Annotated in this window: 2 protein-coding genes; both read left to right on the top strand. The window is 72.5% G+C overall.

Annotated features, from left to right (window positions below; genetic code table 11):
* Positions 1-268 precede the first annotated feature (268 nt).
* Positions 269-4,204, top strand: coding sequence for a glycoside hydrolase family 2 TIM barrel-domain containing protein (locus KUF83_RS03080; protein WP_217452946.1), 3,936 nt, complete (start codon positions 269-271; stop codon positions 4,202-4,204).
* Positions 4,205-4,329: 125 nt separating this feature from the next.
* Positions 4,330-12,894, top strand: a complete 8,565-nt coding sequence (locus KUF83_RS03075) for a type I polyketide synthase (RefSeq protein ID WP_217452945.1) — start codon at positions 4,330-4,332, stop codon at positions 12,892-12,894.
* The last annotated feature ends 71 nt before the right edge of the window (positions 12,895-12,965 follow it).

The raw sequence follows: 12,965 nt of genomic DNA, 5'->3' as shown, positions 1-12,965 counted from the left end.
CGCACATCACCGGTCTTGGTATCCCGCACCCCACCGGTCTGGTACCCCACCCCACCGGTCCTCAGGATCACACAAAGTCCGACAGGGATCTTGCTCCGATTGTGTTCGGGTCTTAGGGTTTTCTGTGGCTCACTAGGTGCCTTTGTCCTCAGCAGTCGCATTCTGACCTGACATCAACTCCCGTATGTCAACTGCTTCGACCAGTCTCGACAAGACCTGACGCTCCCTCAGTTCGCACCCCGCTGTCGTACCGAGGAAGGCCACAGCCATGCCGCACCCGCACATGTCTCCTGTCAGCCGCCGTCGACTTCTAGAGGGAGGGGCCGCCGCTCTCGGCGTGCTCGCCCTGCCCGCCTCGGCCTCCGTCACCCACGCGGCCTCCGCCACCCACGCGGCCGGTCGGCCCGGCGCGGCGGACGGCTCCCCGGAGTGGAACGGCGCCATCGACCTCTTCGAGGTGGGGACCGAGCCCCCGCACACCACGCTCACGCCGTACGCGAACGTCGATCAGGCGCTGGCAGGAGACCGCACGCGCTCGCCGTACCGGATGAGCCTGGACGGGAAGTGGAAGTTCGCCTACGTCGACCGCCCCGACGACCGGGACACCGACTTCCACCGGACCGACCTCGACGACAGCTCCTGGGACACCGTCCCCGTCCCCTCCGCCTGGCAGCTGCACGGCTACGACTTCCCGATCTACATCAACATCACGTACCCCTACTGGGGACCCAACGGCTTGGGGGAGGAGCCGCAGCCGCCGGCCGCCCCGACCCGGTACAACCCCGTGGGCCAGTACAGACGGACCTTCACCGTCCCCGAGGGGTGGTCGGGGCGGCGGACGTTCCTGCACTTCGAAGGAGTCAAGTCCGCCCACTACGTGTGGATCAACGGCGAGCTGGTGGGCTACAGCGAGGACTCCTACGTCCCCGCCGAGTACGACATCACCCCGCACCTCAAGCGTGGCACCAACCAGATCGCGGTGGAGGTGTACCGCTACTCCGACGGCGACTGGCTGGAGGACCAGGACATGATCCGGCTGAGCGGCATCTTCCGCTCGGTCCACCTGTACTCCACCCCGGCCGTGCACCTGCGCGACTTCAAGCTGGACACCCCGCTGAGCGACGGCTACAAGGCCGCCGAGCTGTCGGTCACCGCGAGCGTGCGCGACTACGGCCGCAAGGCCGGTGACGGCAAGGGCGGCGGGAGGTACTCCGTCGAGACCCAGCTCTACGACGCGCGCGGGCACGCCGTCTGGTCGCGGCCGCTGCACCAGGCCGTAGACCTCGGCTCCGCCCCGGCCGGCGAGGACGTGACCGTACGGGCCGCCCGCGCCGTGCCCGCGCCGAAGCGGTGGTCGGCCGAGGACCCGTACCTCTACACGGCCGTGCTGCGGCTGCGGGACCCGGCGGGCAAGGTCGTCGAGACGCTCTCGCACCGGGTCGGCCTGCGCGAGTTCGCGCTCAAGGACGGGCTGATGCGCATCAACGGCAGACCCGTGTCCTTCCGCGGCACCAACCGCCACGAGATGCACCCCGACCGAGGCACCGCGCTCACCCGCGCGGACATGGTCCGGGACATCGAGATCGTCAAACGGACGAACATCAACACCGTCCGCACCTCGCACTACCCCAACAACACGCTCTGGTACGAGCTCGCGGACGAGTACGGCCTGTACCTCGTGGACGAGACCAACCTCGAAACCCACGGCATCCGCGACGAGTACCCGGGCGACCACCCCGACTGGAGCAGAGCGTGCGTGGCCAGGGCCCGGAACATGGTCCACCGCGACAAGAACCACGCCTCCGTCGTCATCTGGTCGCTCGGCAACGAAGCCGGCGGCGGCAGCACGTTCGTCGCCATGCGTGACTGGATCCGCTCGTACGACCCGACCCGCGTCATCCAGTACGAGGGCGACGACCGGCCGGAGATCAGCGACATCCGCTCCGAGATGTACGAGAGCCCGGCGCGCGTCGAGGCCCGCGCCAAGGACACCTCGGACACCCGGCCGTACGTCATGATCGAGTACTCCCACTCGATGGGGAACTCGACCGGCAACTTCAAGAAGTACTGGGACGTCATCCGCCGTCACGACGTGCTGCAGGGCGGGTGGATCTGGGACTTCGTCGACCAGTCCCTCAGCTGGCCGACCCCGAGGCGCGACGTGTTCACCGAGGCAGGGCCCGGCTCGGTGCGCGGGGAGATCCAGGCCGGCAGCGCGACCTTCGACCGGTCGAAGGGCGTGTCCGGCAGCACCGTCTTCGCCCGCCACCCCGGTCTCGACATCACCGGCTCCCTGACACTGGAGGCCTGGGTCACCCCGCACGTGACCGGCTACCACCAGCCGCTCATCGCCAAGGGCGACACCCAGTACGCCCTGAAGCAGACGAACAGGACCCTGGAGTTCTTCATCCACGGCGGCGGCCAGTGGATCACCGCGAGCTGGACGCTCCCCGACGACTGGACCGGCAAGGAGCACCACATCGCGGGCGTCTTCGACGCGGAGGCGGGCACGCTGACCCTCCACGTCGACGGCGTGGTCAGGGCCACCCGGACCACCACCCGGCGGCCGGACAACAACACCGCGCCACTGTCGCTCGCCACCGACGTCGACAACCCGACCCGGGAGTTCAGCGGCACGATCCGGCGGGCGCGCGTCTACGCCCGCGCACTGACCGCCGCCGAACTCGCGGCGGGCGGGCGCGGCCCCGGCGACGACGGAGTGCGGTTCTGGTTCGACGCCGCCACCGTCAAGGTCACCGAGAAACGCCCGAAGGAGCGCACGTTCTTCGCGTACGGCGGCGACTGGGGCGACCACCCCAACGACGGTGCCTTCGTCGCGGACGGCATCGTCACCGCCGACCGCGGCCACACCGGCAAGGCCGCGGAGGTCAAACAGGTCTACCAGGCGATCCACGCCGCACCGGCGTCCGGCGACTCCCTCACCGCCGGCGCCGCGATCACCCTCACCAACGAAAACCTGTTCACCAACCTCCGCGAGTTCGACGGCAGTTGGACGCTCGTCGCCGACGGTGAAATCGTCCGGCGCGGAAAGCTGAGCCGCGCCCAACTGGACGTCCCGCCGCTCAGCAGCAAGGACATCACCGTGCCCTTCAGGCCGCCGGCCCGCCCGGCGCCCGGCACGGAGTACTTCCTGCACCTGTCCTTCACCACCAAGGAACGCACCAAGTGGGCGAAGGCGGGCTTCGAGGTCGCCAGGCAGCAGCTCACGGTCGACGCCGGCAGTCCGGACGTACGGCCGGTGCCACTGGAGCGCGTGCCCGCGCTGCGCCATCAGGACGGTGAACGGTCCGTCACCGTGAAGGGCAAGGGCTTCTCCGTCACCGTCGACAAGAGCACCGGCGTCATCACCTCGTACGAGGCCCGGGGCACCCGGCTGATCACCTCCGGGCCCGTGCCCAACTTCTGGCGTGCGCCGACCGACAACGACCGGGGCAACGGCCAGCACCTGCGCAACCAGACCTGGCGCGACGCCGGGGCGCGGCGCAAGGTCACGGACGTGAGGGTGCGAGCCCTGCGGGACCGGGCCGTCGAGATCAAGGTCGGAGGGACCCTGCCCACCACCACCGAGTCGACGTACACCACCACCTACACGGTGTTCGGCAACGGGGAGATCAGGGTCGACAACACCCTGCACCCGGGCGCGGCCGGCCTGCCCTACATCCCGGAGGTCGGCACCCTCCTGTTCCTGCCGGGCCGCCTGGAGCACCTGCACTACTACGGCCGCGGCCCCGAGGAGAACCACTGGGACCGCAACAACGGCACCGACGTGGGCCTCTACTCCGGGACCGTCTCCGAGCAGTGGTCGCGCTACATCCGCCCTCAGGAGAACGGCAACAAGACCGATGTCCGCTGGGCCGCCCTGACCGACCGTGGCGGTGCGGGGCTGCTCGTCTCCGGCGAACCCCTCCTGGAGGTCAACGCCTCGCACTTCACCCCCGAGGACCTGTCGGTCGGGACGCGCCACGACTACCAGCTGACCCCGCGGGACGAGGTCGTACTCCGCCTGAACCACCGGCAGATGGGTGTGGGCGGCGACAACAGCTGGGGCGCGCACACCCACGACGAGTTCAAGCTCTTCGCCAACAGGGACTACGCGTACACCTACCGTCTGCGTCCCCTGACCGACGTCGACAGGGCGATGGAGGCCTCCCGGCGGCCCACCGCCGGGGAGTTCACCGGCTAGGGCACGCCCGCCGGGTGGCGACACGCCCACCGTCCGGGCCCCGCGTCTTTCGATCTTGCGTTCGGTGCGACGTAGGCTCGCCCCAGTCGGGGGAGGACAGTGCGGGGACCGTACGGGTGGGGGACATGGTGCACGACGAACTGATCCGGCCGCTGCCGGAGTTGCTGAAGCGACATGCCGAAGCGGCGGCGGACCGGATCGCGTTCTCCGACTCCGCGCGAGGCGTGACCTACGCCGAACTGGAGCGCCGCACAGGCAGGTTGGCCGGACATCTGGCCGGTGCGGGGCTCCTGCGGGGTGAACGGGTCGCCGTCCTCCTCGGCAACTGCGTCGAGCTGGTGGAGAGTTGCCTCGCGATCACCCGGGCGAGCGGGACAGGTGTACTGCTGAACCCCCGCTCGTCCGACGCCGAACTCACCCACCTGCTCACGGACAGCGGCGCTTCGGCGGTCATCACGGACCGGTCCCATGTCGAGCAACTGAGCAGGCTCGACAGCGAGTTCGGTCATCTGCGGGTAATGCTCACCGGGCCCGATCCGGTACCGGAGGACGCCCCCGCCGGGACCGTACTCTTCGACGCCGCCGCAGAGGGCGCGGTCGAGGGCGTGGACGTGCGACCGGCTCGCGACGACCTCGGACTCGACGAGCCGGCCTGGCTGCTCTACACCTCCGGAACCACCCACCGGCCCAAAGGGGTTGTGTCCACGCAGCGCGCCGCGCTCTGGTCGGTACAGGCCTGCTACGCGCCGATCTTCGGGCTGTCGGCGCAGGACCGGCTGCTGTGGCCGCTCCCGCTGTTCCACAGTTTCGGGCACTCGCTCGCCGTGCTGGGCGTCGTCGCCACCGGCGCGAGCGCACACATCACCGGCGAACTCCTGCCGCCCGGCGGTCTGTTCCGCGTACTGGACGAGGCGTACGAACAGCCGCAAGGGCCGTTCACGATGCTGGCCGGTGTCCCCGCCACCTACCACCGGCTGGTGGCGGCGGGCGAGACCGCCCGTTCCCCGCGGTCCGGGCCGCGGCGGTGCGTGGTCGCGGGCGCGCCGAGTCCGCCCGCGTTGCGCCGGGCCGTCGAGGAGATGCTCGGGGCGCCCCTGCTGGACGCCTACGGCTCCACCGAGACCTGCGGCATGATCGCCGTGAACCGGCCGAACGGGCCGCGGGCCGACGGTTCGTGCGGAACGCCCGTGCCCGGCGTGGACGTACGGCTGGTCGACCCGCACTCCGGGCACGACGTCCCCGACGGCGACGAGGGCGAGGTCTGGGTCCGCGGGCCGGGGCTCATGACCGGCTACCACAACCAGCCCGAGGCGACCGCGGCCGCGCTGAAGGACGGCTGGTACCGCACGGGAGACCTGGCCCGGCGGGCCGAGCACGGCCTGCTCACCCTCACCGGCCGGGTCAGCGAACTGATCATCAGGGGCGGGGAGAACATCCACCCCACAGAGATCGAACAGGCGCTGCTGAGCTGCCCCGGGGTGGCCGACGCCGTCGTGGTGGGCGCCCCGCACGACATCCTCGGCGAGATCCCGGTGGCCTTCGTGGTGCCCGGGCCCGGCGGACTCGACCCGCGCCGCGTCCTGCGGACCTGCCGCACACTCCTGTCCGACCACAAGGTCCCCGCGGAGATCCACGAGATCGCCGCGGTGCCCCGTACGCCCTCCGGGAAGATCGTCCGGCGCGCCGTCGTGACGGGCCTGGCCCGGTCGGCGCCCGACCTCCGTTTCACGCGCGGGGCGCCGGACGCGGCCGACCCCGCCACGGCGTCCGTGACCCCTGCCGTGCCGTCGATGCCCGCTGGTGCGGCGGCTTCTGACGCGACGGCCTCCGGCGCGACGGCCTCCGGCGTGGCGGCCTCCGGCAGGGCGGGCCGCGGTCCCGCGGGGGCCCACGCGCTGCGCGAGCGGCTGGCCTCCCTCCCGCCGGAGGAGAGCGAGCGCCTGCTCCGCGAGACCGTCCTGTCCGTGACGGCGGAGGCCGGCGGAGACCGGCCGTACGAACGGCGTGACGCGGACCGCCCCTTCACCGACCTGGGACTCACCTCCCTCGGTGCCGTCACGTTGATCGAACGGCTGAGCGAGGCCACCGGACTGAGGCTGCCGACGACCCTCGTCTTCGACCACCCCACTCCCGCCGACGTGGCCCGCCACCTGCGGAGCGCACTCCTCGCCGTCGAACCGGAAAGCCCGACCGCCCCCGAAGGCCCGACCGCCCCCGAAAGCCCGACGGCTCTCGACGGCCGGCGTGCCGAGGCCGGACGCACAGCAGGGACCGGAGGGGCCGACGAGGAGGACGACCCGGTGGTCGTGGTCTCGATGGCCTGCCGCTACCCCGGCGACGTCCAGTCCCCCGAGGACCTGTGGCGGCTGGTCTCCGAAGGCCGGGACGCCGTCTCCGACTTCCCGGTCGACCGGGGCTGGGACCTGGCCGCCCTGTACGACCCGGATCCGGACCACCTGGGCACGTCGTACGCCCGCAGTGGTGGATTCCTGCACGAGGCGGCCGAGTTCGACGCGGGCCTGTTCGGCATCTCGCCGCGCGAGGCGCTGGCCATGGACCCGCAGCAACGCCTGTTGCTGGAGACCTCCTGGGAGGCCTGGGAGCGCGCCGGCATCGACCCGGCGTCCCTGCGCGACAGCGACACCGGCGTGTTCGTCGGGGTGATGTACGCCGACTACGCGGACCGGTTCGGCACGGGGCCCCACGCGTTGGAGGCGCACCTCGGCCTCGGCTCGGCCGGCAGCGTGGCGTCCGGCCGGATCGCGTACACGTACGGGCTGCGCGGTCCGGCCATCACCGTCGACACCGCGTGCTCGTCCTCACTGGTGTCGTTGCACTGGGCGGCGCGGGCGCTGCGCGCGGGCGAGTGCTCGATGGCCCTCGCCGGTGGCGTGACCGTGATGGCGACCCCAAGGTCGTTCACCATGTTCAGCAGGCAACGCGGTCTGTCGCCCGACGGCCGCTGCAAGTCGTTCTCGGCGTCGGCGGACGGCACCGGCTGGGGAGAGGGAGCCGGGCTCGTCCTCCTTGAACGGCTGTCCGACGCCCGGCGCAACGGCCACCCGGTGCTCGCGGTCCTGCGCGGTTCCGCGGTCAACTCCGACGGGGCCTCCAACGGACTCACCGCGCCCAACGGCCAGGCTCAACAGCGCCTTATCGAAGGGGCGTTGGCGGATGCGGCCCTTCACGGCAGCGACGTCGACGCGGTGGAGGGGCACGGGACCGGCACCATGCTGGGCGACCCGATCGAAGCGGCCGCCCTGCTGGCCACGTACGGGCAGGGGCGGTCCCCGGAGCGGCAGCCGCTCTGGCTGGGCTCGGTGAAGTCCAACCTCGGGCACACCCAGGCGGCCGCGGGAGTCGCCGGAGTCATCAAGATGGTGCAGGCCATGCGGCACGGACAGCTGCCCGCGACGCTGCACGCCGACACACCGTCACCCCACGTTGAGTGGTCCTCCGGCCGGGTGGAACTGCTGACCGAGGCCCGGCCCTGGCCGTCGGCGGACCGGCCCCGCCGGGCGGGCGTGTCGGCGTTCGGCATCGGCGGGACCAACGCCCACGTGATCCTGGAAGAAGCTCCCGCCGTCCCGGCACATCCCCACCCGACGCACCCCCGGCAGGCCGTGGACACGGCCCTGCCCTGGCTGCTCTCCGGAGCCGACGAGCCCGCCCTGCGTGCCCAGGCCCGACGGCTGGCGGCCCAGGTCACGGCAGGGCCCGGCCTCTCACCCTCGGATTCGGCGGACATCGCCTTCTCTCTCGCCGTCACGAGGCCGGCCCTCTCGCACCGTGCTTCGGTGCCCACCGGCGAACACGCACTGCCCGCGCTCCGGGCGCTCGCCCGGGGCGACCACGCCCGGGACACCGCGTCGGGCCTCGCCGACACCGGCCTCCGCACGGCGTTCCTGCTCGCGGGCCAGGGCGCCCAACGCCTGGGCATGGGAGCGGACTTGACCGCCGCCCACCCGGCATTCGCCGCCGCCTTCGACGACGTGTGCCGGGCGCTCGACAGCCGCCTCGAACGTCCGCTGCGGTCCGTGGTGTTCGCGCGGGACGGCTCACCCGACGCCGAGCTGCTCGACCGCACCGACTTCACACAGGCCGCGTTGTTCGCCTTCGAGGTCGCACTGTTCCGGCTGCTCGAATCCTGGGGCGTACGGCCCCACCTCCTGGCCGGACACTCCGTCGGGGAGCTGGCGGCGGCACACGTCGCCGGGGTGCTGGACCTGCCCGACGCTGCCGAACTGGTTGCTGCCCGCGGCCGGTTGATGCAGGCCCTGCCGGACGGCGGCGCGATGGTCGCGCTGCCCGCGACCGAAGCCGAGGCGGCTGCCGCGCTGGCCGACCTGGGTGTCCTGGACCGGGTCGCCCTCGCCTCGGTGAACGGGCCGCGGTCCGTGGTGGTGTCCGGCGCCCGGGACGCCGTCCTCGCCGTCGCGGACACGTTCGCGGCACGCGGACTGCGGCCCGTACGGCTGCGGGTGAGCCATGCCTTCCACTCGCCGCTGGTCGAACCGATGCTGGACGAATTCCACCGCGTCGCAAGCGGGTTGACGTACCGGGCGCCGCAAATCCCGGTGATCTCGACGGTGTCGGGCCGACCGGCCGACCCGGCGGCCGGGGAACTCTGCTCCGCCGAGTACTGGGTACGGCACGCCCGGCAGCCGGTGCGCTTCGCGGACGCCGTGCGGTGGCTGCGTGAGAAGGAGGACACCGGGGCCTTCCTGGAACTCGGCCCCGGCCCCGTACTCACCGCGGCGGCGGCGGACGTGCTGTCGCTGTCGCCCGGCGCCGACGGCAGGCCCGCCGAGTGCGTCGCGGCCGTCGAGCGGTCGTCCGCCACGGCCGGCCCACGGGAATCCGCGTCACTGATCCGAGCCGTGGCCCGGCTGCATGTACGCGGTGCCCCCGTCGACTGGGCCGCGGCGCTCGCGGACACCGGGGCACGGCGCGTCGATCTGCCCACGTACGCATTCCAGCGTCGGCGGTACTGGCTGGACGCCACCCGCAAGGACACCGGGGCCTCGGCCGACGTGCAGGGGCATCCGCTGCTCGGCCCGGCGTTCACGGTGCCGGACACGGACCGGACGGTGCTGTCGGGGCGGCTCTCCACGGATGCACAGCCCTGGCTCGGCGACCATGTGATCGCCGGGAGGGTCCTGGTCCCCGCGACGGCCTTCGTCGAGATGGCCGTCCACGCCGGTGACGAGGCCGGCTGCGGCCTCCTGGACGAACTGGTCGTCGTGGCACCGCTCGTGCTGTCCGGCAGCACCGGAGTACGGGTCCAGGTCGTCGTCGGGCCGGGGAGCGACTCCGGCAGGCGGTCCGTCGACATCTACGCCCGACCCGACGGGACGGCGGGAGAGCAGACGACGGAGGAGGGGACGGAAGGGGCGGAAGCGTCGGCGGAGCCGGGCGGGTCGGGGACGGGCGGGTCGGGGACGGGCTGGACCCGGCACGCGACGGGAACGCTCAGCGCGCCGCCCTCGGCGCCGGACGCACCGGGGAGTGACCTGAGCGTGTGGCCGCCCGAAGGGGCGGTCGAGGTCGAACTGACCGACGCGTACGAGACGTTGGCCGACGCCGACATCAGTTATGGGCCCGCCTTCCAGGGGGCCGGTGCCCTCTGGCGGAGGGGAACGGAACTCTTCGCCGAGGTCGCGCTCCCCGAGGAACAGGCCCCGGGCGCCGCGCGTTTCGGCATCCATCCGGCACTGCTGGACGCGGCGGTGCACATCGGGCTGCTCGCCGAGCCCGAGTCCGCGCCCGAGCCCGGTGCCGGTTCCGGTGCCGGTGCCGGTTCCGTACGGTTGCCGTTCGCGTGGAGCGGTGTGCGGCTGTACACCCGAGGGGCTACCGCGGCGAGGGTGCGGCTGACGCCGAGGGGACCAGGAGCCGTCACGGTGACGCTCGCCGACACGGCGGGGCGCCCGGTGGCCGAGGTCGAGTCGCTGGTCACCCGGGAACTCCCGGCCGGAAGGCCGGACACCGCCGACGAAGTGGTGCGGCGCGCACTGTTCCGGCTCGACTGGACCCCGGTCACCGTGCCCGTCGACCCGCCCGACGATCCCGACAGCGAGGGCTGGACGGTACTCGGCCCAGACGAACTGGACCTCCGCGCATACATCCCGGCGGTGAGCGACCGGCCCACGCCCGCCGTCGTGGTCCTCACGGCCATCACCCCCGCGGACGAACCCGATCCGGTGGCCGCCGCGCACCGACTGACCGGCAGGGTCCTGGGGGCACTGCAGAACTGGCAGCGCGACCAGGGCGCGGCGCCGTCACGGCTGCTCGTGGTCACGCGGGAGGCCACCGCACCGGTCCCGGACCTCGCCGGCGCCGCCGTGTGGGGACTGGTGCGCGCGGCCCAGTCGGAGATGCCCGGCCGCGTCGTCCTCGCCGACGTGGACGGCCGACCGGAGTCGCTGCGGCTGCTCCCCGCGGCGACGGCCTCCGGCGAACCCCAAGTGGCCATCCGAAAGGGGCGGTTGACGGTACCCCGGCTGGCCAGGGCCATCGCGAATCCGCACGGGGGCGGCACGGTCGGGCCGGACGGAACCGTACTCATCACCGGAGGCACGGGCGCGCTGGGCGCCGAACTGGCCCGGCATCTGGTCACCGAGCACGGCGTACGGCACCTGCTGCTCACCGGACGCCGGGGCCCACAGGCGCCGGGCGCCGAGCAACTACGCGCTCAGCTGGAAGAGTTGGGTGCCGATGTGCGTGTTGTCGCGTGCGACGCGGCGGACCGACCTGCGCTGGCCGCGCTGATCGCACACTGCGAGCCTCCGCTGAGCGCCGTGGTGCACGCGGCAGGGGTGCTCGACGACGGCGTACTCGACTCGCTGACCCCGGACAGAATGGCGGCGGTGCTACGGCCCAAGGCGGACGCGGCCTGGCACCTTCACGAACTGACCCGCGAGCTGGATCTTTCGGCGTTCGTCCTGTTCTCCTCGGCGTCGGGACTGCTCGGCCGGCCCGGCCAGGGCAACTACGCGGCGGCGAACACCTTCCTGGACGCGCTCGCCCACCACCGCACCTCCCTCGGCCTGCCCGCGGTCTCCCTGGCATGGGGGCTGTGGGAGCACGGCGACGGGATGGCGGCGCAGCTCCGCGAGGCCGGACCGAAACGGCCGGGTGCGCAGGCCTCAGACCTGGTGCGGGCGCTCTCCCCGGCGCAGGGCATGGCCCTGTTCGACGCGGCGCTGCGCACCGGCGAGCCCTTGTTGGCGCCGCTCCTCCTCGACCGGGCCGCTCTCCGGTCCGGCGACGGGCTCGTACCCCCGCTGCTGCGGCAGTTGGTGCACGGAGGCCGCCCGGCCGCCGGATCCGGAGCCGGAACCCGGGCACGAGCGCGGGAGGCGGCGGAACAGGGCGCCTGGCGCGACCAGATGGCCGAACTGCCCGACGAGGAACGGGAGTCAGCGCTCGCGAAGCTGGTGCGTGAATCGGTGGCCGTGGCCCTCGGATACCCCGACGGCGACGCGCTCCCGGCCGGGAAGCCCCTCGCCGACCTGGGCTTCGACTCCCTGATGGCGGTCCAGCTCCGTAACGCTCTGACCACGGCCACGGGGTTGTGGCTGCCTGCGTCGGTGGTGTTCGAGCACCCCACGACGCACGCGCTCGCCCGGCATCTGCTCGACCTGCTCACCACCGATGTAGCCGAGGGCGCGCGCGAGGGCGAGGACAAGCGCGAGAGCGACGGCGACGGCGACGGCGACGGCGACGGCGTTGGCATTGGCATTGGTATCGGCAGTGACAGTGGCAGTGGCAGTGGCGCAGGTACCGCCACTGTCGCCGAGACCGCTGCCGTCGCGCCACGCCGCCCCGAGGCCTCCGTGCGGCCCCCGCAGACGCTCGCCGCGCTCTACCGCGCGCTCTGCGCGAAGGGCGAGGTGGCCGCCGGCATGCACATGCTGGTCACCGCCTCCCTGGCCCTCCCGACGTTCACGGCGGCGGAGAGCCGGGCCCACGCCCTGCCCCCGGTCCGCCGGGCCGAGGGCCCCCGCGACCGGCCTGTGGTCGTCTTCCTCGCCGGACACCATCCGCCCTTCCCGGTCCCCGGCGGCGAGTTCGCGGGGTTCCACCGCTGTTTCGACGGCGAGCTGGACGTCCTGGAGCTGCCGCACCCGGGCCTCGGCGCGGGCGGAGCAGTCCCGGTCGACCGGGAAGCACTGGCCCGCACGCACGCCGACACCGTGCTGCGGCAGGTCGGCGATCGGCCCTTCGCGGTCGTCGGGGCGTCCACGGGCGGCGCCCTCGCCCACGCGGTGACCCGGCAGCTCGAAGCGCTCGGGAGGCCACCGGCGGGCCAGATCCTGCTGGACACCTACCTGATCGACGACTCCAACAGCCGCAAGGACTGGCTGCTGGCCCTGCCCGCTGCCGTCGCGCCCCGCCTGTACGAGGACACCGGTGTCGCGGCCATGGGGGCGTACACCCGGATCTTCATGGACTGGCACCCGGAACCGGTCGACACCCCCACCCTGCTGATACGTGCCACACAGCCCACCCCTCGGATGGCGGCGGACACCGACGCCGACGACTGGCGCACCTCCTGGCCGCTGCCGCACGAGCTCGTGGACGTGCCGGGCGACCACCTGACACTGCTCCAGGAGCACGCCCGCACGACGGCATCCGCGGTCCGTGCCTGGATCGAATCCCTGAGCCGGGCGGATCATGGCCGGTGAGCCGGGCCGATCATGATCGGTGAGTCGGTGAGTCGGTGAGTCGGTGAGTCGGTGAGTCGGTACGTGGGTAG

The organism is Streptomyces sp. BV286, assembly GCF_019090165.1.
Taxonomy (GTDB): domain Bacteria; phylum Actinomycetota; class Actinomycetes; order Streptomycetales; family Streptomycetaceae; genus Streptomyces.
This window is presented reverse-complemented; position numbering and strand designations above follow the sequence as displayed.